At 58.8% G+C, this 26,425-nt stretch carries 13 protein-coding genes; 7 read left to right on the top strand and 6 right to left on the bottom strand.

Annotated elements, in window-relative coordinates:
* The first annotated feature begins 136 nt into the window (after window positions 1-136).
* Window positions 137-3,847, top strand: coding sequence for a methionine synthase (gene metH, locus ACYZTZ_RS10345; RefSeq protein WP_461998105.1), 3,711 nt, complete (start codon window positions 137-139; stop codon window positions 3,845-3,847).
* Window positions 3,848-3,909: 62 nt separating this feature from the next.
* Here the strand turns inward: metH and ACYZTZ_RS10340 are convergent, their stop codons facing one another.
* Complete coding sequence (locus tag ACYZTZ_RS10340; RefSeq protein WP_461998104.1) at window positions 3,910-9,525, bottom strand: NEL-type E3 ubiquitin ligase domain-containing protein; 5,616 nt, start codon at window positions 9,523-9,525, stop codon at window positions 3,910-3,912.
* Between the two features lie 59 nt (window positions 9,526-9,584).
* Window positions 9,585-10,988 carry a dermonecrotic toxin domain-containing protein gene (locus tag ACYZTZ_RS10335; RefSeq protein WP_461998103.1) on the bottom strand — a complete coding sequence of 468 codons (1,404 nt, stop codon included), beginning with the start codon at window positions 10,986-10,988 and terminating at the stop codon, window positions 9,585-9,587.
* Between the two features lie 152 nt (window positions 10,989-11,140).
* Here ACYZTZ_RS10335 and ACYZTZ_RS10330 point away from each other — a divergent pair, with 152 nt between their 5' ends.
* Entirely contained in the window at window positions 11,141-11,359 is a 219-nt protein-coding gene (locus tag ACYZTZ_RS10330; protein ID WP_008154959.1) for a DUF2970 domain-containing protein, read from the top strand.
* On the opposite strand, the gene ACYZTZ_RS10325 is transcribed toward ACYZTZ_RS10330, so the two are convergent.
* Window positions 11,356-12,429 (bottom strand): ABC transporter substrate-binding protein, encoded by a 1,074-nt coding sequence (locus ACYZTZ_RS10325; protein ID WP_461998102.1) that lies wholly within the window; start codon window positions 12,427-12,429, stop codon window positions 11,356-11,358. The two genes, ACYZTZ_RS10330 and ACYZTZ_RS10325, sit on opposite strands and share 4 nt — an antisense overlap.
* Window positions 12,430-12,954: 525 nt before the next feature.
* Here ACYZTZ_RS10325 and ACYZTZ_RS10320 point away from each other — a divergent pair.
* Together ACYZTZ_RS10320 and ACYZTZ_RS10315 are read left to right on the top strand one after the other, a co-directional pair.
* The gene (locus ACYZTZ_RS10320; protein WP_056741498.1) at window positions 12,955-14,613 is read left to right on the top strand and encodes a nitrite/sulfite reductase; all 1,659 of its coding nucleotides are present in this window, start codon (window positions 12,955-12,957) and stop codon (window positions 14,611-14,613) included.
* On the top strand, window positions 14,597-15,091 hold the full coding sequence (locus tag ACYZTZ_RS10315; protein WP_038982933.1) for a DUF934 domain-containing protein: 495 nt from the start codon (window positions 14,597-14,599) through the stop codon (window positions 15,089-15,091). Before ACYZTZ_RS10320 ends, ACYZTZ_RS10315 begins: the two co-directional genes overlap by 17 nt.
* Before the next feature lie 52 nt (window positions 15,092-15,143).
* On the opposite strand, the gene ACYZTZ_RS10310 is transcribed toward ACYZTZ_RS10315, so the two are convergent.
* Both ACYZTZ_RS10310 and sohB read right to left on the bottom strand, forming a co-directional pair.
* A complete protein-coding gene (locus ACYZTZ_RS10310) occupies window positions 15,144-18,944 on the bottom strand; it encodes a dermonecrotic toxin domain-containing protein (RefSeq protein ID WP_461998101.1) in 3,801 nt (1,266 codons plus the stop codon).
* Between the two features lie 199 nt (window positions 18,945-19,143).
* Entirely contained in the window at window positions 19,144-20,166 is a 1,023-nt protein-coding gene (gene sohB / locus ACYZTZ_RS10305; RefSeq protein WP_129443624.1) for a protease SohB, read from the bottom strand.
* Between the two features lie 204 nt (window positions 20,167-20,370).
* On the opposite strand from sohB, the gene ACYZTZ_RS10300 reads away from it, so the two are divergent.
* The 3 genes from ACYZTZ_RS10300 (at window position 20,371) to ACYZTZ_RS10290 (ending at window position 23,615) form a co-directional block, all read left to right on the top strand.
* Window positions 20,371-21,081, top strand: a complete 711-nt coding sequence (locus ACYZTZ_RS10300; protein ID WP_461998100.1) for a histidine phosphatase family protein — start codon at window positions 20,371-20,373, stop codon at window positions 21,079-21,081.
* A 64-nt stretch (window positions 21,082-21,145) separates the two neighbouring features.
* Entirely contained in the window at window positions 21,146-21,460 is a 315-nt protein-coding gene (locus ACYZTZ_RS10295) for an SCP2 sterol-binding domain-containing protein (RefSeq protein WP_008154977.1), read from the top strand.
* Window positions 21,461-21,767: 307 nt separating this feature from the next.
* The gene (locus tag ACYZTZ_RS10290; RefSeq protein WP_461998099.1) at window positions 21,768-23,615 is read left to right on the top strand and encodes an amidohydrolase; all 1,848 of its coding nucleotides are present in this window, start codon (window positions 21,768-21,770) and stop codon (window positions 23,613-23,615) included.
* A 77-nt stretch (window positions 23,616-23,692) separates the two neighbouring features.
* Here ACYZTZ_RS10290 and ACYZTZ_RS10285 read toward each other — a convergent pair whose 3' ends face one another.
* Window positions 23,693-26,323 carry an MGH1-like glycoside hydrolase domain-containing protein gene (locus tag ACYZTZ_RS10285; RefSeq protein ID WP_461998098.1) on the bottom strand — a complete coding sequence of 877 codons (2,631 nt, stop codon included), beginning with the start codon at window positions 26,321-26,323 and terminating at the stop codon, window positions 23,693-23,695.
* Window positions 26,324-26,425 lie beyond the last annotated feature (102 nt).

Below are 26,425 nucleotides of genomic sequence, written 5' to 3'. Positions count from 1 at the left end.
AAAAAACGCCGCGATTCTACCGGTCTGACCCCCACCCCAACATGAGCGATATTCATGCAAAACCGGGACATGCTCTAAAACCGCACAGGTTTGGTATTATCCCGCCCCTTCGTCATGGTCTTTCCGAGTAGTCCAAATGTCCGATCGCAGTGTTCGCCTTCAAGCTCTCAAGCACGCCCTCAAAGAGCGCATCCTGATTCTCGATGGCGGCATGGGAACGATGATCCAGAGCTACAAGCTCGAGGAGCAGGATTACCGCGGCAAACGTTTCGCCGACTGGCCAAGTGACGTCAAGGGCAACAACGACCTGTTGATCCTGACGCGCCCGGACGTGATTGGCGCCATTGAGAAAGCCTACCTGGATGCCGGCGCCGACATTCTGGAAACCAACACCTTCAACGCCACCCAGGTGTCCCAGGCCGACTACGGCATGCAAGGCCTGGCGTACGAGCTAAACGTAGAAGGCGCACGCCTGGCGCGCAAGGTTGCAGATGCCAAGACCCTGGAAACCCCGAACAAGCCGCGCTTCGTCGCGGGCGTGCTCGGTCCTACCAGTCGCACCTGCTCGCTTTCGCCTGATGTGAACAACCCCGGCTACCGCAACGTAACCTTCGATGAACTGGTGGAAAACTACACCGAGGCCACCAAAGGCCTGATCGAAGGCGGCGCCGACCTGATCCTGATCGAGACCATTTTCGACACCCTGAACGCCAAAGCGGCGATCTTCGCGGTGCAAGGTGTGTACGAAGAACTCGGCGTCGAATTGCCGATCATGATCTCCGGCACCATCACCGATGCGTCCGGCCGTACGCTCTCCGGCCAGACCACCGAAGCCTTCTGGAACTCCGTGGCCCACGCCAAGCCCATCTCGGTCGGTTTGAACTGCGCCCTCGGCGCCAGCGAATTGCGTCCGTACCTGGAAGAACTGTCGAACAAGGCCAGCACCTACGTTTCCGCGCACCCGAACGCCGGCCTGCCGAACGAATTCGGCGAGTACGACGAACTGCCGTCGGAAACCGCCAAGGTCATCGAAGAATTCGCCCAAAGCGGCTTCCTGAACATCGTCGGCGGCTGCTGCGGCACCACGCCGGGCCACATCGAAGCCATCGCCAACGCCGTGGCCGGTTATGCGCCGCGTGAAATTCCGGACATTCCAAAGGCCTGCCGCCTGTCGGGCCTGGAACCGTTCACCATCGATCGCAGCTCGTTGTTCGTCAACGTCGGCGAGCGGACCAACATCACTGGTTCCGCCAAGTTCGCCCGCCTGATCCGTGAAGACAACTACACCGAAGCCCTGGAAGTCGCCCTGCAACAGGTCGAAGCCGGCGCCCAAGTGATCGACATCAACATGGACGAAGGGATGCTCGATTCGAAGAAGGCCATGGTGACCTTCCTCAATCTGATTGCCGGTGAACCGGACATCTCCCGCGTCCCGATCATGATCGACTCCTCCAAGTGGGAAGTGATCGAAGCCGGCCTCAAGTGCATCCAGGGCAAGGGCATCGTCAACTCCATCAGCATGAAAGAAGGCGTCGAGCAGTTCATTCATCACGCCAAACTGTGCAAGCGCTACGGCGCCGCCGTGGTCGTGATGGCCTTCGACGAAGCCGGCCAGGCCGACACCGAAGCGCGCAAGAAAGAGATCTGCAAACGTTCCTACGACATTCTGGTCAACGAAGTCGGCTTCCCGCCGGAAGACATCATCTTCGACCCGAACATCTTCGCCGTGGCCACCGGCATCGAAGAACACAACAACTACGCTGTGGACTTCATCAACGCCTGTGCCTACATCCGTGACGAACTGCCGTACGCGCTGACCTCGGGTGGCGTGTCCAACGTGTCGTTTTCGTTCCGTGGCAACAATCCGGTGCGCGAGGCGATTCACTCGGTGTTCCTGCTGTATGCGATCCGCAACGGCCTGACCATGGGTATCGTCAACGCCGGCCAGCTGGAGATCTACGACCAGATCCCGGCCGAACTGCGTGACGCCGTGGAAGACGTAGTGCTCAACCGCACCCCGGAAGGCACCGACGCCCTCCTCGCCATTGCCGACAAGTACAAGGGCGACGGCAGCGTCAAGGAAGCCGAGACCGAAGAATGGCGCAGCTGGGACGTCAACAAGCGTCTGGAGCATGCGCTGGTCAAAGGCATCACCACGCATATCGTTGAAGACACCGAAGAATCCCGTCAGTCCTTCGCTCGCCCGATCGAAGTGATCGAAGGCCCGTTGATGTCGGGCATGAACATCGTCGGCGACCTGTTCGGCGCGGGCAAAATGTTCCTGCCGCAAGTGGTGAAATCCGCCCGCGTGATGAAGCAGGCCGTGGCCCACTTGATCCCGTTCATCGAACTGGAAAAAGGCGACAAGCCGGAAGCCAAGGGCAAGATCCTCATGGCGACGGTAAAAGGCGACGTGCACGACATCGGCAAGAACATCGTCGGCGTGGTGTTGGGCTGTAACGGCTACGACATCGTCGACCTCGGCGTGATGGTACCGGCGGAGAAAATCCTGCAGGTGGCCAAGGAGCAGAAGTGCGACATCATCGGCCTGTCCGGCCTGATCACCCCTTCGCTGGATGAAATGGTCCACGTGGCCCGCGAGATGCAGCGTCAGGACTTCCATCTGCCACTGATGATCGGCGGCGCGACCACCTCCAAGGCCCACACGGCGGTGAAGATCGAGCCGAAGTACAGCAATGATGCGGTGATCTACGTCACCGACGCCTCCCGCGCCGTCGGCGTGGCGACGCAGTTGCTGTCCAAGGAGTTGAAACCGGCGTTCGTCGAGAAGACCCGCCTGGAATACATCGAAGTCCGCGAGCGCACTGCCAACCGCAGCGCCCGCACCGAACGCCTGAGCTACCCGGCGGCCATCGCCAAGAAGCCGCAGTTCGACTGGAGCACTTACGCGCCGGTCAAACCGACGTTTACCGGTGCCAAGGTGCTGGACAACATCGACCTGAAAGTCCTGGCCGAATACATCGACTGGACGCCGTTCTTTATCTCCTGGGACCTGGCGGGCAAATTCCCGCGCATCCTCACGGATGAAGTGGTCGGTGAAGCCGCCACGGCGTTGTACGCCGACGCCCGGGAAATGCTTGTCAAGCTGATCGACGAAAAACTCATCAGCGCCCGTGCGGTGTTCGGCTTCTGGCCGGCCAACCAGGTGCGTGAAGATGACATTGAAGTCTACGGCGATGACGGCAAGCCGATTGCCAAGCTGCATCACCTGCGTCAGCAGATCATCAAGACCGACGGCAAACCGAACTTCTCCCTGGCTGACTTCGTTGCACCGAACGACAGCGAAGTGATCGACTACGTGGGTGGTTTCATCACCACCGCCGGGATCGGCGCTGAAGAAGTGGCCAAGGCCTATCAGGATGCCGGCGACGACTACAACTCGATCATGGTCAAGGCACTGGCCGACCGCCTGGCCGAGGCGTGCGCCGAGTGGCTGCACCAACAGGTCCGTAAAGATTATTGGGGTTACGCCAAGGACGAGACGCTCGACAACGAGGCGTTGATCAAAGAGCAATACACCGGTATCCGCCCTGCCCCGGGCTATCCGGCCTGCCCGGATCACACCGAGAAATCCACGCTGTTCAAGTTGCTGGACCCTGAGGCCTCGGAAATGAAAGCCGGCCGCAGCGGCGTGTTCCTCACCGAGCACTACGCCATGTTCCCGGCGGCAGCGGTCAGCGGCTGGTACTTCGCTCACCCGCAAGCGCAGTATTTTGCCGTGGGCAAGATCGACAAGGATCAGGTGCAGAGCTACACATCGCGCAAGGGTCAGGAGTTGAGCGTGACCGAGCGGTGGCTGGCGCCGAACCTGGGTTACGACAACTGATGGTGGTCCCGGGAGTCGACTGGTGCGACTCCCGAGGTTCTTGTGAAAGCTGCAGCTAAACGTTACAGCCCCACCAGCGTCCGTTCTTTTTCAGACAATTCGCGCACCAACTGTCCTTGCTCGAAGAGAAGGTCTACCTCTATCGCCTGCATGGCGGTTTTGTACTGCTCTTCGTCGCCTTCGCCATAATTTGGATACGCCTCGTCTACTTCATGCTCTCTGCCTGCGAAGCCCTCTCGCACCTGGGCGAACCGTTCAGGGTATTTGTCCTTCAAATAGTCGCTCCAGTACTTGCGGCCGACCAAATCATCCATAAATGCCGATGATTGTTCTGCCGCGATCACTTCAGCATGGGCCGCATCCAGCATGGCAGGCGTAACGTTGCCGCTGTAACGCATGCCTCTTGGTTGCCCCGGCAACTCAAGCCGCTCGGCAAGGCCGATACGATAGGCCAACCGCACCTCCGCCGGATCAGTTGAACGGCGCTTTGCCTGTCGCTGGACAATGTCGCGGTTAGCGATTTGCTCGACTTTCCCAAGGCGAAACAGGCTCCTGCCAAGTCTGAACAAGACGTTACCTTGTTGGCCCGGGGAAATTGACTTCGTGGTCTCAAATTCGAAAGCCTTGACTTCTATATCGCTGAACAGCAGGATTTGACCATCAACGCAGGTTGCGCCAGACCTCGCCATTTCGAATATCGTATCCCTCAGACCTGCGTCGCTATCGGCCACCCTCAGTACGGTATGGACCCGCCGCACAAGATCAGAACGTCCCGTCAGGAAGTCTGTCGTACCTTCCATTTTGGTCAGCAGATTGAAGAAGAACTGATTGTTTTGCGCTTGCTCGAAGTCATTCCATATCCGTATCAAATTCTCTGAGTCGGCTGCTGACGGAGCGATCCATCGCTCGCGGGCGTCGGTACCTGTCACCTCATCCATATCCACTTCTACGTCACTTGCGATCGAGTCATCGCTATCGCTGTCGTTAAAGGTGCCGCTGTGGCTACTGCTATCAATCCGCTCCAACGCCTCGTCAATCTCTTCTGGCGTCCATCCCACTATCTGCTCGCCCTCCAGCACCTGATTACGCAGCATTAGCAGGCTCGCGCCATCCAGAGTTTCGTTGCTGGCCAGATTCGTGCCCGCACGCAATGCCCTGTGTTCATCGGCCATCAGGACCGACGGAATGGACTCGATCATGTTGTCGCGCAAATCCAGTGCGCTGAGCGAGGGGAGCTGAAGCGTTCCCTGCGGCCAGATGACCAGGCGATTGCCACTCAGATCGAGGGCCTGCAAACGGGTAAGAGGGCTGACATCCAGCGACTCAAGCCAGTTTTCCGCCAGGTTCAATGACTCCAGGTTGCTCAATCCTGCAAGCTGACGCTGGAGCTGAGGCGCATTGGAAAAACGGTTATTGACTGCAGAAAGTCGCTTGAGGCTGTTCAATGAGGTCACTGACTCTGGCAAGGCATACATTGCGTTGGCATTCAGCGCCAGGGTATGAACATGAGTAAACGCACCAAGGAAATCGCTTAGCCCCTCTTCTCTCAGATACACGTTGTTCAGGTTCAACGCACCGACATGAGCGAAGTCGGCGGGTAGAGCCGGGAGATTGCCCAAGGGGTTATCGGACAGATCAAGGATATAACCTCCCGATGCGCTCTCCACGGCCTGCGCCCCTCGGAGGTTCTGCCTCCAGCACGCCATTATCCGGTCAGCCGCCTGACGACGCTCGGTGGCTGCAATCCACACAGGAGGAGAGGATTCACCCATCTGCTGTGGTTGGGTTTCGATCCATGTGTTCAGGGTCTTCGTCAATGCCTGATGTTGTCTGTCCCATTTGGCCAATTGCTCATACAGGGGTCCAGCGCCGCCATGGCGTAACGTCAGTTCATCAATCATCCGTATCGCCTCGGCGCCCGGCAGATCCGGGTCAAGCCTTCGCAAGCGGGCTTGCGGGGTCAAGCGTGTCAGGTCATAGCCAGGTACAACGGGCAGCGACAGTAACAAGTCCGGATTTTGCGCGACCAGAACCGGAAAGTACTCTGGTTCACCCATGGTAATGCCCGCCTGCAAGCTGGCTCTGGGGATACCCATGGGTGTTTCTGAAGAAGTACTCGCCAGCAAATCGGTGCGGGCCTTGGCCGTCAACCGACAGCCAGTCATATCGATCCTTAAAGCGTCATGGCCGGTCAGGGCAGCCTCAGGAATCGTCGTGATCGCGCTGTTGTTCAACTCGAGCTTCCCGAGGCCGGACAAGTCCAACGCACCTTTGGGCCAGTCTTTAATGGCGGTATGTCCCACACGCAGGGTCTTCAAGCGAGTCATGGCGCTGACATCCAGCGAATCGAGCCGGTTATAGCGCAAGTCCAGGCTTTCAAGGGCAGACAACCGGTTCAAGCGTTGCTGCATACTCGGGGTCATTGTCAGGTGATTTCGGCTCAGCTCCAGATAACTGAGTTTTCCGAGGTTGCCCAATGCCGACGGAAGATCCTGCAGTTGATTGCCACTCAGATCCAACCCGCGAATGTCGGTGAACCCGCTCAAAAAACGACTGAAATCCTCGGATGAGGCCACCACACCCGACATTTGCAAGGTTTGCACATGGGTAAAATTCGTTGCTGACAGCGCTGGCAGTTCAGGCAGATCGCCCAGCGGCCAGCCGGACAAATCAAGATTCGATGAAATGATTTGTCGCGGCATGACAGGCCATGGCCGCACCGTTGAAGGTCCGGCCTGAGGTTGCGAAGACTGTGCCTCCTGCGTACCGCCATAGCGTTTACGCAGACCATCACGCCAGCACTCACGGATTCGCCGGGCAACGAATTCTCGTTCCCGAGTGTTGACTTGCCGGCCATTGACTCTTGCTGTTCGCTGCTGCCACGCCTCCAGTTGCTGTCGCAATGCCTGTCCGTCCTGGCGCAGTGCATTGATCCGTGCCAGCAACGCCCGCCCTGCCAACCCCTCAGCCTTCATTCGCCCAAGGGCAATCTTCGAAAGCTCGTCGCTTGTCTCCAGGGCGTTGTGTAGCGTGCCTTGGCAATAACGATCCAGCATTTGCCCGGTATCCAGCAAATGCGCAGGATTGTCGTGCACATACTCGTATGCCTTCACGAAGTCCTCAGTGCTCAGCCTGGCCCAGTTGAGTTTCATGCCGGGCCACAGTGATTCATGACCGGATAGCCATTCAGAGGGAAGTGTCTTGACGCTTGAGTGAGTGAGATCCAGCGACCTGAGCTGCGGCAATTGCAGAGCGCCCTTCGGCCAGGCCTCTGTCGTTCCGTACACACTCAACGAATGCAGTTGAGTCAGGCGACTGACATCCAGCTCGCCCGCCATGCCGATCACGTCCAATCGTTGCAGTTGTGGCATCGCGTCTATCACCGATTGGGCAGCTTCGGTGAACTCCGGACCCAGCGGCCCTGCCATCTCCAGCTCACGAATACCCGGCAGTGCCTTTAGCCTCTCGACCAGTTGAACCCTATCGACGCCATCCTGGACTCCCAACGTCAGCGACCGGGCGTTGGGGAACTGGCGCATAAAGGCTTCCGGTGTCTGACTCAATACTCCACCAACGCTCATATTCAGATCACTTACGTGAGGAAAGTAGCCGGCCAGTTCCGGCAGGCTGTCTGCAGCGCGCACGTCCAGAGAAACACTGGCATCGCCATCGTAAATACCCCTCTGCTGCCAGACGTATTGAATGTTTCGTGCGACTTGATGGCGGACAGTATTCTGGCCGCCGCTGGTTATCCATTGTTCGAGCTGCGCCGTCAGTACCTCGTATTCCCGGCCCCGCATGTTCAGAAAATGGGCGATCTGCGTTTCGGTCATGCCATCACGCGCAAGCTTGATGACCATCAATTCCGCCAACTCATCGGAGAAGATCGGATAGACATCCCGCAACCTGGAGACCAATAAGGGATTCACCATTGCTCCGGCACCTCGCCCGCTCAATGGGTAGCCGACCCTGCCGTCGGCCAGTCGCACCGGCGAACGGAATCGTGGCGTAGTGGTATTGGGCACGAGGGTTACCATCATCTGGTCACGGTGGCCCATGGCATAAGTGGCCAATGTCTTTTGTAACTTGGCATCCTGCGCCACTTGGGGCATGCCCAACTGAGTGCGAGCGTCGTCCGGTAACGCATGCATGACCGAAGAGAAAAAGTTGTCGCCTATTTTCGGCACGCTGTTCAACGAGTTTATTTGCTGGTCGAAGGCCTGGAACTGGTTGGTTTGATGATGTTGATAGCCGTCCTTGACCAGGTATTTGACTTGCTCGGCCGTCTCGCTACCGATGCTGTCGAGCAGTTTTCCGCCGCAATCGCCCTGACGAACTTCCAGGCGCAGGTTTTTCGGCCAGCCGGGGAGTTTTTCCAGGCTGTGCAGCGCCAGGCGCTGGCTGTCGGATGACGCCATGCTCTCCAGCTGCAATCCGGCCAGGGCCTTGTTCAGCCGAGTCACCCGGGCGCGCGCACGCCCCTTGAGCAACAGACTGGTGGGGAGTCGGCCGGTTTGTTTGATGTGCAGCCGCTCCTTGGTTGTGGCATTGGCCAGGACTTCTTGCGCCGCGTCCGTCGACAGACTGGGGAGAGTACGTTGCAGCGCCTGAATTTCACGCGCTGTTGCCTTGGAATCCTGGCTGAGTGTGTCGAACAATGAGGTTTTGTTGCCCGAAAGGTGGTCGCCAAGCTGTTGTCGAAAAACCGTTTCACGCTCTGCCTCGACCCGCGCACCTTCCCCCCCCAGCAAGCGAACGATTTCTTCCTCATCCAGTGCCGAAAGCACTCGTTCGGGTAATTTCCCGGCAGACACCTCCTCACGGGAAATCCTGATGCTCGGCTTCACGGATGTCGACGCCTCACCGTAGCGGGACGAAGCACCGCTCAAGCGTGCAGTGTCGAACACGTCGATCACCCGCCCCTGCGGCCAACGCGGCATATTGATCACGTGCGGCAAGATCGCGTTGTAGCGGCTGTCCGGCACCGGCTGATCGAGACGAATCCGTTCAATCATTTCATTGAGCTGACGGTCGATTTGAAACTGCCGCAACGTGTCGGATAACGCTGATGGCAAGCGCAGGTTATCCGTATGGATCTTGCGCAACGCGTCGTCGTTAACGCCGCTGATATCGGCGATTTTCTCCAGCGTCGCCGCGTCAATACCGTCGGTGACCGGGCCAAGACGTCGTAACAAGGTGGCACGATCCCACCCCAGCGGGCGCTCGAAACGATGGCGCCACGCGCCCTCACCGTTGTGCTCAAGAACGGGGGAATAAGCGTCCGGGGCCGTCGGGTGTTTGAGACGCCATTTGTTCAGCGTGGGGTCGAAGGTTTTTTCGTAGACGTTACCGTCGAGCCTGATATAGGTCTTGCCGCCCACTTCATACTGCCCAAGCTTGTCGGGCTTGAGCCCCGCCGGCAAGACCCGGTCGCTCAGGTAAGGCGTCAAGCCAGGCCGCCACAACTGTTCGCTGCCAAACGGCAATTTGACCTTCACCAGGCCATCGACGATGGGTGTGGACAGCACTTTCGGCGCTTTACTGGCAACCGCGCCTACCGCCGCCATGAATGCCACGTTCACGGCCACCGACTTCAAATAACTCCAGGCCTGATCCGTGTCCCCGATGCTCCAGGCTTCAACCCCGTGATAAATGTCCGTGGTCAGTTGCACAGCCATCACGGCCATCATTACCTCGCCCAGGCCAGGCACGAAAAATGCCGCCACGTTGAGTATGTTCAGCCCCCACTCGGCATAGCGGGCGAGTCGTTCATACCAGGCGTCATGATCGACCTGGCCGTCGGCACCGCCAGTTGCTCGGCAGCCTCCTTGAGGCGCGTCTGGTGCCGCGTGTAGAGCTCGCCGAACAGCTCCGTGTCAAAAAATTCTTCACTGATATCCAGAACCGGCTCGTCCCGGTAAACATGTTCGTAGATTCCGTCTATGTGCCCCAAGAGGGTCTGTTTACGGTAAGGGAAATCCGGGTTCCATTTGAGTGTTTGCAGAGCAGTCTTGATCTTGCCGAGGAACTTGCCCGCATCACCGTGAGGGATGAGCCTGAGGAAAGAGCGCTGGTAGTTCACATCGCGCAGCCTGTAGCTCAGGTCATTTTCAAAGGACTTGAGCGAGGCATATTCCATGACCGGCGCCACCGGATCACCCGGAATACAGACGATGATCCGCGAGTCCTGGTAACCCAGTACGTCAAACAGGTTTACACCGGGATTCGACAAGCTGAAGTTGACCTTTTTACCTTTGCGCCGGCTTGCGCCAATGACAAACAGCTCACTGACAGGCGACCCCAGCACATGCAACTGACTGCAAGTGACGCGCTCACCGTCCAGTGTTGCCGATTTGTCGCCGTTGAGCACGGCCAGCAATGTGCTGTAGGACGATGGCGTGATCAGCGATTTGAGGTGGGCGATATGGGCATGCACCCGCAGACTGTCCGTCCACGCGCCGACCGTTTGGGTGCGCACGGTGGCCGCCCTGTCCGCGGCGTCAAACATCGCCGTCAGGTGTTCCTGATACTGCTTGCCGATATCCAGTTCACGGCATAGCGAGGCGAAATCGGCGGGCTTTATCGGTAGCTTCTTGATCCTGTAGCGCGTTGAAGGGCCCTTTTGCGGATAGTCCCAACCGTAAGGTCCTCCTTGAGTTTCCAGATAGGCAGCCCGTATACCTCGTTCAGCAATGACGTCACCTTCATTAAACGCCTGGTCTTCTTCAAAATTGCGCAGTGCCAACTGCAGCAGTGTCTGGTGAGTGATCAGCGAGCCTGCAAAGGGCTCGTAGAGCCAGGTCTGCGCAACATCAACTTTCAACCCGAACTTTTTTTGCAACGCCGCTTCGAGCAACGGTTGGGCGAATTCGGTGACCCCTTTGAGCCCGGTGAGTGTTTTTGCCAGGGTTTCGTTGGCGGTTCGACTGCGTTTCTGGTCGTCCCGTACAGTGTGTCGTTGGTCGCCGGAGGCCTTCTGAAACCAGTCCGGCATGGCATTTTCGGCCAGGCCTCCCGGTGTTCTCGCCCGATCCAGAGCCCGGATGTTTGCCGGGGTCAGGTGGCGTATCCGATCGTGCAGCTTTTTTTTGATGAAATGGTTGTGAAGACCCTTTTCCTGGGCCGATGGGATTCCACTCATGTGGCAATACCTGATGCTGTCAAATGAAGCACCAGTCAATCAGCAGGTTTGTCGTCCAGGGCGGTACATATTTATACCGGGTAGCGCCGGGGGCGATCTTCTTTCCGTGGGTTGTCTATGCTTGTCTTACTCAAACAGGAGACGAGGGGTTTATGGACGATCCAGCCGACAACAAGCCGCCCACTTTCTGGCAGATGCTGCACAGCGTCATGGCGGCGGCGTTCGGGGTGCAGAGCGGGAAGAACCGGGCCCGGGACTTCACTCACGGCAAACCCAGTCATTTCGTGATTCTGGGGATTTTGTTCACCGCAGTGTTCGCATTGACGCTGTATGGCATCGTGCAACTGGTGGTGCACCTGGCCGGGGTTTAGCGCATCAAGGTTTGCAGACTGAACGGATAGCGATACGACGTCGGCCGGCCCTTGGCTGAAAGACGGCGGAAGTTCACACCGTAATCCGGTGATTCCCCCATGGCCAGCAATCGCCTGGCCTGTGCCTTGTCGATCAGTTGCAGCAACGGGATTCGCCGGTCTCGGCCGCCGTAATGGGTGAGATCCACGCCCTGCTCAAGATCATGCAATTCCACCAGCGCCCAGCCGCCCAATGTGAAATGCCCGCCCAATAGCACACTGATGCGTCCGTCGACCGTCGCCTGTAACGCCGCCAGCGAGGTGTTGACTGCACTGAACAACGCATCCTTGCCGGGTAGCCCACCCGTCTCCGAATACGCCTGCATGGCGCCAAACGCCATTTCGTCATTGGCTGACCACACCAGCGAGACCTTCGGGTAACGCTTGAACAGCAGTTTGGCCTGTTCATAGGCCCGTTCCCGGGTCCAGCCGCTGTAAACCAGCTGGCGCAAGCGCACTTCCGGGTGTTCGGCCAAGGCCCGCATCATGCCTTGCTCGCGCAATTGCGCCGAAGGGGTGATCTTCAAGCCGGAAAACGCCAGCAACTCGATGACCTGACCGGGTACCGCGGGGGGATGCTGGCGAATCAGTTCCTTGAGCATCAGGTAGCCACCCTCCTCGTCGTTGGGCACCAGGCTGCCCAAGCGCTCAGGGCGCTCGCCCAGCAGGCTCATTTGGTTGGCTGTCAGGGACGCGTTGACCATGAACAGCTTCACCCCGCTGCCCTGGGCCAGGCGAATGATCTGCGGAGCGACGTACTGTTCGTTGACGAAAACCAGATAGTCCGGACGATCAGGGCCTTGCAGCGCCAGGCGGGCTTGCGCCAGCGTGAGCTCTGGCATGCGTCGGGAATAGAGAATTCGCAGATCAATGCCCAGATCCGTGGCTGCCGCCTGCATGAATTGCGAGTAACTGACCCAGAAGGCTTCCTGAGTGGCTCCGGGATTTAGGAACAGCACTGATTCCGCGCGCGCACCGGGTCCATAAACCGCGCCGCACATCAGCAGGAATGAGTAGAAAAACTTCAACATGGATCGTCCGAGCCCCCCGGCAATTCGCCGCGCATTATAGCCAGCGAAGTCCCGGAAAACGGCGTTTATTCCGGTTATTGTCCGACAATCGTCGGAATGGGGCCCGGACGGGGTCGGTTATTGATGACTGACCCAAAATACCGCAGTGCTCACGACCAGGATAATCAGGAACAGAATGGCCCAAGCATCGACCGTGCTATCGGGTTTTGACGTTTTGGTAGGGTTGCTCATTGCATCGCCTCTTGTCGGTTTTATCGGTGATTGCATAAAGACTCGAGCACAGTTAAGACGATGATTGCCCGCACCACAAATGTGGGTTTTAGAGCGATGAGCCTCATTAGTCGTTTTGGTTCTTTACATATACTCAAACATCACTTTTGCGCATAACTGCAAACTGGTATCTTGCCCCGGCTCCGTTGGGAGTGCGCGGCCGTGCGCGCAGAATTGCCGAGGCAGTATCGGAGACTTCAGCAAGCGAAAAACGCAACTGGATCCGACCGGCCCAAGCCTGAGAACAGGACTTATATGTACGTATACGACGAGTACGATCAGCGGATCATCGAGGACCGCGTCAAGCAGTTCCGTGATCAGACCCGACGCTATCTGGCAGGCGAGCTGAGCGAAGAAGAATTCCGCCCCCTGCGCCTGCAAAATGGCCTTTATATCCAGCGCTTCGCGCCGATGTTGCGGGTGGCGGTGCCTTACGGCCAACTGACTTCGCGCCAGACGCGAATGATGGCCAGGATTGCCCGTGATTTCGACAAGGGCTATGCCCACATCAGCACCCGGCAGAACGTACAGTTCAACTGGCCGGCGCTGGAAGACATCCCGGACATCCTTGCCGAACTGGCGACCGTGCAGATGCACGCGATCCAGACCAGCGGCAACTGCTTGCGCAACGTCACCACCGACCAGTTCGCCGGTGTCGCTGCCGACGAGCTGATCGATCCGCGCCCGTGGTGCGAGATCGTCCGCCAATGGACCACGTTCCACCCTGAATTCGCTTACTTGCCGCGCAAGTTCAAGATCGCCATCAACGGTTCGACGTCCGACCGTGCGGCCATCGAAGTCCATGACATCGGCCTTGAGCCGGTGCACAACGCCGCTGGCGAGCTGGGCTTCCGTGTGCTGGTGGGTGGCGGTCTCGGCCGTACCCCGGTGGTGGGCGCGTTCATCAATGAATTCCTGCCGTGGCAAGACCTGTTGAGCTACCTCGACGCCATCCTGCGGGTCTACAACCGCTACGGCCGTCGTGACAACAAGTACAAGGCGCGGATCAAGATTCTGGTCAAGGCCCTGACACCTGAAGTCTTCGCACAAAAAGTCGACGCAGAGATGGAGCACCTTCGCGGTGGCCAGACCACGTTGACCGACGCCGAAGTGCATCGCGTCGCCAAACACTTCGTTGATCCGGAGTACAAGGCTCTGGACAACCAGACCCTGGCGTTGGCCGAACTCGATAAAGAACACCCGGGCTTCGCACGCTGGCGCACCCGCAATACCCTGGCTCACAAAAAGCCGGGCTATGTGGCCGTGACCCTGTCCCTGAAGCCGACCGGTGTTGCACCGGGCGACATCACCGACAAGCAACTCGATGCCGTTGCCGACCTGGCCGATCGTTACAGCTTCGGTCAGCTGCGCACGTCTCACGAGCAGAACATCATTCTGGCCGACGTTGAGCAGTCCCAACTGTTCGCGATGTGGGGCGAGTTGCGTGAGCAGGGCTTCGCCACGCCGAACATCGGCTTGCTGACCGACATCATCTGCTGCCCGGGCGGCGACTTCTGCTCCCTGGCCAACGCCAAGTCGATCCCGATCGCCGAGTCGATTCAGCGTCGCTTCGAAGACCTGGATTACCTGTTCGATATCGGCGAACTGGACCTGAACATCTCCGGCTGCATGAACGCCTGTGGTCACCACCACGTCGGCCACATCGGCATCCTCGGGGTGGACAAGAAAGGCGAAGAGTTCTACCAGGTGTCCCTGGGTGGCAGCGCCAGTCGCGACGCCAGCCTGGGCAAGATCCTCGGCCCGTCTTTCGCCCAGGAAGCCATGCCTGATGTAATTGAAAAGCTGATCGACGTGTACATCGAACAACGTACCGAAGACGAGCGTTTCATCGACACCTATCAGCGTATTGGCATCGACCTCTTCAAGGAGCGCGTCTATGCAGCGAATAATTAAGAACAACGAAGTCGTCGACGAAACCTGGCACTTGCTGCCCAAGGACTTCAACATCGACGAGATCAGCAACTGCGACGACCTGATCGTCCCGTTGCAGCTGTGGCGCGAACACAGCCGCATGCTCAAGGCCCGCGATGGCGGCTTGGGTGTATGGCTGGATGCCGATGAAGAAGCCGAAGAAATCGGTGACGACGTGGAAAATTTCCAGGTCATCGCCCTGAATTTCCCCGCCTTCACTGATGGCCGCAACTACTCCAACGCCCGCCTGCTGCGTGACCGTTATGGTTTCAAAGGCGAATTGCGGGCAATTGGCGATGTGCTGCGCGACCAGCTGTTCTACCTGCACCGCTGCGGTTTCGACGCCTTTGCGATCCGCGCCGATAAAGACCCGTACGAAGCCCTGGAAGGTCTCAAGGACTTCTCGGTGACCTATCAGGCCGCCACCGACGAACCGCTGCCGCTGTTCCGTCGTCGTTGATCGTCCAGCCTTGAGCCCGGTTTTCCGGGCTCAAGGCTCCTTCCTCGCTGAGTTACAGATTGGCACGATCCTCCAGCGCCCCAAAAGCTGCCATCGGATGATCATACCGCCCGCTGCTGCGACTCAATCGAGCCCACATTTCCTCCGAAGTATCGGCCTCGTGCAACAGTCGCCAGACTCGCGCCTGTAGCGACAGATAACTCACCTTAAAATCGGCCGTCAAACTCAGCCTGTTTATTACGTCTAAAAATCGCGTACCGGAAGGTTTGCCTGCCAATCGCTGCCAAAGCGCTTGCCGGGATTGTTGCAACGCTTCCTCGCAATCTCGCAGCCACACCATCGACGAACCATAGTCGGCTCCGGGGGCGTCAAGCCATACATTGATTCCCGTTTCCTCGCGATGACTGACAAGCCGGCGAAGCGTGTCTTCGTCCGTCAGCGGATTCCCCCATAAAAGCACGCGGTCGTCAGCGACAGCCTGATTCATGACCGCTGGTGGAACCCGGCTTATACGGTTATCACGTAAATCCAGAATAGTCAGATAGGGCTCATCCTTGATACCGATCGGGCACCGGCTGATCTGCGTATTCCTCAGGTTGAGCTGACGCAAATCGTTCATGCCCAACACCAGCGGCGGTACACCCAGCGGGTTGTCACTCAAGTTCAGCGATTGCAAACGGGTCAGGTCACGCAGTTGGGACGCGGCGCTTTCACTGAAAACCAGCTGTGTGGCTCGCAGGTTCAGTGAGGAAAGGTGTTTCAATTGACTGATTGCCGGCGGTAAAGAGCGACCCGCGTCGCCGCCCACGAAGAAATGACGCAAGTCCACACTGTCCAGATTCAAGACCTCGAGGTTTGGAAAGCTCTCGAGAAACCCATTCAAACTGTCCTCCTCGGTCAGGTGGAAGCCTCGCATCAATAGTTCGGTTACATCGTCCAACCTGACATTCAACACCGGTAATCGGTGATAGTTTTCAAAGGTCATATCCAGCGTGGTACGTGGAGCCCCTCCGCGCTTTTGCCAAATGCCGACCAGCTCGTCGGCCAGTTCGGTCCTGAGCGTCCGTTCGTCCTGCATCTCCTCCATGATTAGCTGGACGTTATAGGCCGCGATTTGTGCAGGATTCAACCCCTCTGCCGCGGCATCCCCCAAGACAATAAAGGGAAGCTCCATGTCGTTGACATCATCGGCGCCCTGATCTATCCAACTGCTCAAATCAGTGTTGAGTTGCTGAAACTGTTGCTTCAGCTGATCGATGTGTACCTGAGCATTGCCACCAGCACGCTGTAACAGTTCATCGGCTTCAGCGTTCGAGAAATCCGGATAGATCTCCTTGAGCTGCAACCTCATCATCTCGTGCGTCAACCCTTCGCCCTGTGGCGTACCGGGGAAGCCGCCGCCGCGTAGCCCTTGCGCCTCAAAGGGCAGACCGAAATCCATCCTGCCCAGACCGAGCACGAGTTCGGATCGAGGCATTGCCCGCTCGCCGACTTTCAGCCGCAAATCGCGGGCCGGATCGAGCGATGAAAGTTGCAGCGCCGAGCGCTCGTCTTCGGTCAAGACTTCAAGCACTACCTCATAAAAGCCCGCTGGCACATCGCGGCTCAGGTAACGGTTCCCCACCCTGATCAAGCGTCGAACATCGATAGCGTCAAACGCACCGCTACGGTCCAGAACCCGGCTTGCGAGGGAACTGTCGTGCACCTCAATTCGAAGGCTTTTTGGCCATCCGGGGAGATTTTTGAGGGAATGCAGGGCCAGTGTGTCCGACTCCGGGCTAACCACCGACCGAAGGTACAAGCCTTCATAGGCACGATTGAGCCGCACATGTTGTTGATACTGGCGGGCCTTGCTGTCCAGACGGCGGAACACTTGCCGGACCTGGACCGCGTCGGGCGGGCTCTGGATGTCCACGCCATAACGGTCGAGCATTTGCTCAATAGCGCTGTTGGGCAGGTCGGGGTATTGGCGCTGAAACAACCGGCCCCATTCATGTTCCGAGTGCTGAAGCGCTTCGTAACGGCTGTTGAACCGTTCGACTCGCTCGCCCTGTGCCACGGTCGTTTGCCCGAGTTCCTGATCAATCCTGAAACGGCTGATCGTATCGGCCAGCAAAGGCGTCGGCGGGCGCCCGGCCTGCATCAGTCGCAGCATGTCGTCATCGACTGTACTGACCTTACCGATCTGCACCAGCATTTCATCGCTGAAAGACGCCACCGACGGGCCGATTCCGCGCAGAAGTTCCACGCGGGTCGGCAGTGTCAGGTTCGATAGTCCGGGAGTCGGGGCAACGGCCTGATCCGGCGTCGGCCTGGCAACCTCCTCCCTCGGTGCTACGCCAGGTTCGTGCACTCTCTCGGCAATGGCACCGGCCTCGGTAGCTTCACCCTTGAGCGCCGCGCCTGCGCCTGCCAGCGGCAGCGCATTGAGCAAGCCAAACACCGTGCGGGTCACGCCCGACGCTCGATCACTCGATGTTGCGCCGTTGACGGCCTGATCAAGGCCATACCCGGCGTCGATGATACCGGCCAGCACCAGCAATCCTTCACCTCCGGGCACGAACAACGCCAACGGACCGAAACGGTTGATCCACTGCACGACCGGTTCGACGACGGCACTCAAGTTGTCCCGGTTGACCTGCGCATCGTCACGAATGGTTTTGACACTGGCCCGGGAGGCCTCTTTCATGGTCAGTACCAGCTGGGCAAACGGATCGATGCCTGATGGCGAGTCATCGAAACCGATGTATCCGGCCGGCTCCCAAAGGCCGTCATCGTTGAAGAACCCCGCCTCTTTCCTCAGCCTGTGTACCTTCGGGTAGACCGCCATGCCATCCAGCGCCGTCAACACACCGGCATGGAAAGTGCCGTCCTTGCGATCGTCCTCGGCGAAGTGGGCGGCCAAGGCCTGTTTTGTATCATCACGCCTGCCCTGCTTCACAACCCATTGGTGCAATTGCCGGGAATCGTCAAACAGGTGCAAGGGCGAAGAGTTGCCGGGGATGTACAACAGAATCCTGCCGTCGCGGTCACGGTAGCCCCAGATGTCTTTCGAGGTGTAGCGATAAAGCTTCAGGCGTCCCGTCTTGAGCATCGCGGGCACCCTGGTGGGCGCCTGCAGTTGTTCGATCGTCAGTGTTGCCCATGCCTGATTCGACGGCAGCCCTGCCGCCTGCATGGCCATCTCGCTCCCCTTAGGGGTCAGACTGTTCTCATGCCGCTGCAGCAAAGCGGCCATGACGAAGGCCGCTTTGGCCGAGGTTTTCAGCGCATGGGGTCTAGGGGCGACGATCACTTCATCCGATGGCCAGGCTTGATCGAGGTAAGCCTGATAACGGTCCTGGAGGTCCAGCTCCCAGACCCATTTCTTGAAGTCGGCGGGCCTCACGGCGATCTGTGTCTGCGGTCCGTAGCGCTGCGGAACGGTTCCGCGATAAATGCCTTCGTAGGAATAGTGAAAGTCGTTACCGGGCTCGGCCAACTCATCGACGTGTTCCGTAACAACGATGGGCGGCCCGACATCGGGTGGCGTGTACAAGCCAAACACTGTTTCGCCGAAGCGTCCGTCACCCACGGTTTGATAGTTGCCAATCAGCACCTGCACCAGGGACATGGCACTCGCCACCCGCCCCTGATGGACGCCGTTCTGCGCAGAACGCCCGGCGTAGTCGTAATCGAGCGTCACCAGCTGCGCTGTCGTCGGGTCAATGTCTTGACCCCACTTTTGCTTGATCAGGTGTTCGCCAAACTGGCCGGGAGTCTGCGGCAGCGCGGCATCCACAGCGGATTTCAGCTCTTCGCGCATGCCGGGAAAGGTCGGTGCATCGTCGTCTTTGTGAGGGTAGTCGGTCATGGTGCATTCCATTGCAAGCATTTCAGGAACACCACCCTAACTGACCCTGGATCAACCGGAAGCGGGAGCGATCGACAATAACCTCAGGAAAATTCGCAAACACCGTAAGGAAAATGGATGGACTTAAAACCCGCAAAAAAAAATGAAACAGGGGAAGAATCCACGGTTTCATTTTTTTGACGATGATGCTTTTTGAGTATTACCAGAAGCGTTGCTGGGTCAATCGGCTCCACCAGCTCAGCAACACACGATCGACCGAGCCGCTGGCCGCCATGCCAATGCGCTCCTGCAAGCTTTTACGTTCAGCGTAGTGCAAGTGGTACAGCTCGGACTTCTTTGCACGTTCGGCAAGGTATTCATCGCTGGTCTTGAGTTCGTCCACCAGTTGCTTGTCCAGCGCCGCGATACCGAGCCAGATTTCACCGGTGGCCACTTCGTCGATGGCCAGTTGTGGGCGATAGCGCGAAACGAAGTTCTTGAACAACTGGTGAGTGATGTCCAGGTCTTCCTGGAACTTCTCGCGGCCCTTCTCGGTGTTTTCGCCAAACACCGTCAGGGTGCGCTTGTACTCGCCGGCGGTCAGCACTTCGAAGTCGATGTCGTGTTTTTTCAGCAGGCGGTTGACGTTAGGCAACTGGGCCACGACACCGATCGAGCCGAGGATCGCGAACGGCGCGCTGATGATCTTCTCGCCGATGCACGCCATCATGTAGCCGCCGCTGGCCGCGACCTTGTCGATGCACACGGTCAACGGCACACCGGCATCACGGATACGCGCCAGTTGCGAGGACGCCAGGCCGTAGCTGTGAACCATGCCGCCGCCGCTTTCCAGACGCAGCACCACTTCATCCTTGGGCGTGGCGAGGGTCAGCAGCGCGGTGATTTCATGGCGCAGGCTTTCAGTGGCCGACGCCTTGATGTCGCCGTCGAAATCGAGCACAAACACCCGTGGCTTGGCCTCGGTTTTCTTCTTTTGCTTTTTCTCGGTTTTAGCTTCGACCTTTCGCAAGGCCTTGAGCTGGTCCTTGTCGAGCAAGGTCTGCTCCAGGCGTTCGCGCAGCCCTTTGTAGAAATCATTGAGTTTGCTGACTTGCAACTGGCCGACCGACTTGCGCCGACCTTTGCTGCGCAATGCCGCGAAACTGGCCAGGACCACCAGAATGGCGATCACCAGTGTCACGGTCTTAGCCAGAAAAACTGCGTACTCGGCAAAAAACTCCACAGGGACTCCTTTAATACGATGCGCTGCAAAAAACGCGCGCGGGATACCTCCAGCATACCCATGCGCCGCCTCGGCGGCCAGCCGTGAAACCTCTGGCAACACGCCTGTAACGGGCATTTCAAACAAGCGTATGTTTTTTCATTGACAGCTCACCTTCATCCTCATAACCTCGCCGAACCTTCAACGTACCGGGATGACGCGGACGTGGGCAGTATCTATTTGATTCGACATGGCCAGGCCTCCTTTGGTGCAGACGACTATGACGTCCTGTCGCCGACCGGTATTCGCCAGGCAGAAGTCCTCGGCCAGCACCTCGCCGAGCTGGGTATCAGCTTCGATCGCTGCCTCTCGGGCGATCTGCGCCGCCAGCAGCACACGGCCAACAGCGCACTGGAACAGATCGCTGCGGCAGGCCTGCCGGTTCCCGCGCTGGAGATCGATTGCGCTTTCAATGAGTTCGACGCCGACGCGGTGATCCGCGCGCTGCTGCCGGCCATGTTACCGGACGAACCCGAAGCGCTGCACATCCTGCGCAATGCCGCGCAAAACCGCGGCGAGTTCCAGCGAATCTTCGCCCTGATCATCGAACGCTGGCTCGCCGGCACCTATGACACACCGGGCCTGGAAAGCTGGCTGGGGTTTGTCGAACGGGTGCAAGCCGGTCTGCAGCGAATCCTCGAAAGCGCCGACAACACCCAGAAAATCGCCGTGTTCACCTCCGGCGGCACGATCACGGCCCTGCTCCATCTCATTACGCAAATGCCTGCCAGGCAGGCGTTTGAACTGAACTGGCAAATCGTCAACACCTCGCTCAACCTGCTGAAGTTTCGCGGTCGCGAGGTGGCTCTGTCTTCTTTCAACAGTCATGCGCACCTGCAACTGTTGAAGACCCCGGAACTCATCACGTTTCGCTGAGTCCGGACTATTGTGACCCTGGCTGTATTCACCCAGCTCTAATTACCCAAGAAAGGATCGAACCATGACCTCCGTAGCTGATGCCGTACAAGCAATGAAAGCCAAGTTCAACCCAGCCGCTGCTGCCGGTCTGGACCTGGTATTCGGTTTCCGCATCGACGACACCAAGAACTTCTCGCTGATCGTCAAGGACAGCACCTGCGAGCTCCAGGAAGGCGAAAACCCGGACGCCCAGGTGACTCTGGTGATGGACGGCGAAACCCTGGAAGGCATCGTCAGCGGCGAAACCGACGGCATGCAAGCCTTCATGGGCGGCAAACTGCGCGCTGAAGGCGACATGATGCTGGCCATGAAACTGTCCGAGCTGTTCCCGGCCTAAGCGCGCCGCTCCCGACCTTCGGGGGCACGCCTGGCTGCAAACGAATCCCGCCCCTCGAGGCGGGATTCGTCGTTTTTCGCCATCGGAAAACGGCTACCTGTGGATTTGCCGTCTATATTCCTTCTGGCCGCATGCGTCAGACATCGGCTGTTTGCCCTCGCTTTTTTATGAAGAGCCTTTGCGCGGAGCACTGCCCATGAGCCCACCTGACGACCACGACGGATTTAACCGCCGACGTGTACTGCAAGGCCTTTCGGCAGGCGCCGTCGGTGCCTGGATCAGCCCGCTAATCGCAGGGAGTAAAACCATGCCCGACACCCCCGCCGACCTCATCCTGTACAACGGACGCCTGCACACCGTCGACCGCAAAAAACCCCAAGCCAGCGCCGTCGCGATCAAGGACGGACGCTTCGTGGTGGTCGGCAGCGATGCCCAGGCCATGGCCCTGCAAGGCCCCGGCACACAAATTATCGACCTGCACGGTCGCACGGTGATTCCGGGCCTTAACGACTCGCACCTGCACCTGATCCGTGGTGGCCTCAACTACAACCTCGAATTGCGCTGGGAAGGCGTCCCTTCACTGGTCGACGCGCTGCGCATGCTCAAGGATCAGGCGGACCGCACGCCCACGCCGCAATGGGTGCGGGTGGTCGGTGGCTGGAACGAGTTCCAGTTCGCCGAAAAACGCCTGCCGACGCTTGATGAATTGAACAAGGCCGCGCCGGATACCCCGGTGTTCGTCCTGCACCTCTACGACCGTGCCCTGCTCAACCGCGCTGCGTTGAAGGTGGTCGGTTATACCCGCGACACGCCGAACCCACCGGGTGGCGAAATCCAGCGCGATGCCAATGGCGACCCGACGGGCATGCTGATCGCCCGTCCGAACGCGATGATTCTTTACTCCACCCTGGCCAAAGGGCCGAAACTGCCGCTGGAATACCAGGTCAACTCCACCCGCCAATTCATGCGTGAACTCAATCGCCTGGGTGTCACCAGCGCCATCGATGCTGGCGGCGGTTATCAGAATTATCCGGACGACTATCAAGTCATCCAGCAACTGGCCAAAGACCAGCAGCTCACGGTGCGCATTGCCTACAACCTGTTCACGCAAAAACCCAAGGAAGAGCTGACCGACTTCAAGAACTGGACCAGCACCTCCCACTACGGTCAGGGCGACGATTTTCTACGGCACAACGGTGCCGGGGAAATGCTGGTGTTCTCGGCGGCCGACTTCGAAGACTTCCTCGAGCCCCGCCCCGACCTGCCGCAAACCATGGAACAGGAACTGGAACCGGTGGTCCGCCATCTGGTGGAACAGCGTTGGCCGTTCCGTCTGCACGCCACGTACAACGAATCCATCAGCCGCATGCTCGACGTGTTCGAAAAGGTCAATCGCGACATTCCGTTCGACGGTTTGCCGTGGTTCTTCGACCACGCGGAAACCATCACCCCGCAGAACATCGAACGGGTAAAAGCCCTCGGCGGTGGCATCGCGATCCAGGACCGCATGGCATTCCAGGGCGAATACTTCGTCGACCGTTACGGCGCCAAGGCTGCCGAAGCCACGCCGCCCATTGCTCGTATGCTGGCCGAAGGCATTCCGGTCGGCGCCGGCACCGATGCCACGCGCGTGTCCAGCTACAACCCCTGGACTTCGCTGTACTGGCTGATCAGCGGCCGCACCGTCGGTGGTCTGGCGCTGTACCCGCAAGGTTTGAGCCGCGATACCGCGCTGGAACTCTTTACCCACGGCAGCGCCTGGTTTTCCTCCGAGCAAGGCAAAAAAGGCCAAATCAAGGTCGGGCAACTGGCCGACTTGATTGCGCTGTCGGCGGACTATTTCCACATCGAAGATGAAGCCGTCAAATGGATCGAATCGGTACTGACCATCGTTGACGGCAAGATCGTCTACGGCAGCGTCGAGTTTGAAAAACTCGGGCCGCCTCCCGTCCCGGTGGTGCCTGAATGGTCGCCAGTCGCCAAAGTACCGGGCCATTGGAAACCCCTGGCGCCGCTGACGGCGCAGGTTCATCAATGTGTCGGGGCTTGTGCGGTGCATGCCCATAGCCATGAACGGGCGCGATTGTCGTCGGCGCCGGTCAGCGACTTTCAGGGATTCTGGGGAGCGTTTGGCTGCTCGTGTTTTGCGTTTTGAACGAAGCGCTCCCAGACGGCGATAATCAAATGTGGGAGCAAGCTCGCTCCCACAGGGGTTTTGCGTCGGGTGGAAAATCAAGGTTGTAATAACAGCGCCACCAACGCGCTCCACCCGGTCTGATGACTGGCCCCCAGACCGCGCCCGGTCTCTGCGTGAAAATACTCATGAAACAACACCAGGTCGCGGCTGGCGGGGTCAGCCTGCAATTGCGGATACGCCGCCATCGACGGTCGACTGCCCTCTTCATCGCGCAAAAACAATCGGGTCAGACGCTGGCTCAGGCTATCGGCAACCTCCTCCAGCGTGGCCAGGAAACCTGACCCTGTGGGGTATTCCACCGAGAAGTTCTGATCGTAGTAACGGTGAAACTCGCGCAAGGATTCGATCAGCATGTAGTTGATCGGCATCCACACCGGCCCACGCCAGTTGGAGTTGCCGCCGTACAGCCGCGAACCCGATTCCGCCGGTTCGTAACGGGCGCAGAGCCGATCACCATTGATCTGCGCGCCAAAGGGCCGTTCAGCGAAGGCTTTGGACAGCGAACGAATGCCAAATTCAGAGAGAAATTCGCCCTCGTCGAGCATGCGTTTGAGCAAGTTCTTGGTGCGTTCGCCGCGCAACAATGCCAGCAGCATCCGGTTGCCTTCACCCGGTTCGGTCCAGCGCGAGACCAGGCTGGCCAGATCCGGTCGATGGCGCATAAAACCCAGCAGGCGCTCCCGCAACCCAGGCAAACCCTCGTGCTCGTGCTGCTCCAGCACCTGCACGGCGAACAGCGGCATCAGACCGACGATAGAGCGCAGGCGCAGCGGTTCGTTGACGCCGTCCGGGCGGTGCAGCACGTCGTAGAAAAACTGATCCTGCTCGTCCCACAGACCTTCGGCATCAGAATCGACACGATTAATGGCCCCGGCAATGTAGAGAAAATGCTCGAAGAACTTCACTGCGATGTCGACGTACACACTGTTGCGTTTGGCCAGTTCCAGGGCGATGCGCATCAGATCCAGCGCATAAGCGGCGACCCACGCCGTGCCATCGGCCTGATCGAGTTGGTAGCCGGGCGGCAACATCGCCGAACGGTCGAACAGTGCGATGTTGTCCAGCCCAAGGAAGCCACCCTGAAACAGGTTGCGCCCCTCGGCGTCCTTGCGGTTCACCCACCAGGAAAAATTCAGCAGCAGCTTATGGAAAATCCGTTCGAGGAAATCCATGTCCCCTGCCCCGGCCAGCGTTTTGTCCTGCTGATAGACCCGCCAGCAGGCCCACGCGTGGACCGGTGGGTTGGCGTCGTCGAAGCGCCATTCATAGGCCGGCAACTGACCGTTGGGGTGCATGAAGCGGTCTTTGACCAGCAACAACAACTGATGCTTGGCGAATCCCGGATCGATCAGCGCGAAGGCCACGGCCTGAAAGCCCAAGTCCCAGGAGGCGTACCACGGATATTCCCAGGTGTCCGGCATGGAGACGATGTCGAAATTCGACAGGTGCCGCCAATGGGTGTTGCGAATGTGCGAGCGCCCGGGTGGAGGTGCAGGTTGCGCCGGATCACCGTCGAGCCACTGATTGACGTCGAAGTAATACAGTTGCTTGGACCACAGCAATCCGGCCAGGGCCTGGCGTTGAACGTTGCGCGCATCCGGGTCGTTGATCCCGATTTGCAGCGCTGCGTAGAACGCGTCGGCCTCGGCGCGCCGACGGTCGAACAGCGCCTTGGCATTCACCCGAGTGGCACCCGAGGGGGCGAAGCGCAGATAAACGCTGCGACGCTGGCCACCCTCGAATGCCAATACGAAATGCGCCGCCACCCGCGTCCCCGTGTCACGGCGGATCGCGTCGTTGACGCCATCGACCAGGAAATCGTTGATCCCGTCCTTGAACGGCCCGTTCGCCGCCACACCATCGAGCTTGGGGAAGTTGCTCTGGTTTTCGCAGAACAGCCATTCGCAGTCCTCCTCACCCCAGACACTGGCCTGCCGGTCAGCCAGTTGCGGGTGCCGGGCCAGAACCTGATCGCCGTCCAGCGTCAAGCTCGGTTTCTGCCCATCGGCCACCCAGCTCCAGGTGTTACGCGCCCATAGCTGAGGCACTACGTGCAAACGCGCTGGCTGATCGGCGCGATTGTGCACCGTGACTCGCATAAAGATGTCGTTCGTCGCGTGTTTGGCGTATTCCACCGTCACGTCGAAGTATCGGTCGTCATCAAATACACCGGTATCGAGGATTTCGTACTCGGTGTCCGCCAGACCACGACGGGCGTTTTCGGCGATCAGGTCAGCGTAGGGAAATTCGGCCTGAGGGTATTTGTAGAGCATGCGCATGTAGGCATGGCTCGGCACGCCGTCGACGTAGAAATACAGTTCCTTGACGTCTTCGCCGTGATTGCCCTCGGCATTGTTCAGGCCGAAAAGACGTTCCTTGAGAATCGGATCGCGCTCGTTCCATAGCCCCAATCCCAGACACCAGTGCTGAGCCTTGTCGGAAAACCCCGCCAACCCGTCCTCGCCCCAGCGATAGGCCCGACTGCGGGCATGGTCGTGGGGAAAATAGCGCCAGGCATCGCCATCGGCGCTGTAGTCCTCGCGCACCGTGCCCCATTGGCGCTCGCTCAGATAAGGCCCCCATTCGCGCCAGGCATCGGCCTCGCTGCCGGCCAGGCGCTGGCCTTCGACAGTGCCTTGGATGTTCGCAGCGGGTTTGGCTGTCATGGTGAGTCCGTTGGGCGAGAGACGGTTGCAGTGTAGTGCGCACGCCCCGCCAGCAACGTGAAACCTGTGACACCTCGCCACAGGTGGGGAGTGCTCTTACAA

It is taken from the genome of Pseudomonas sp. LB3P58 (assembly GCF_054897895.1).
This window is presented reverse-complemented; position numbering and strand designations above follow the sequence as displayed.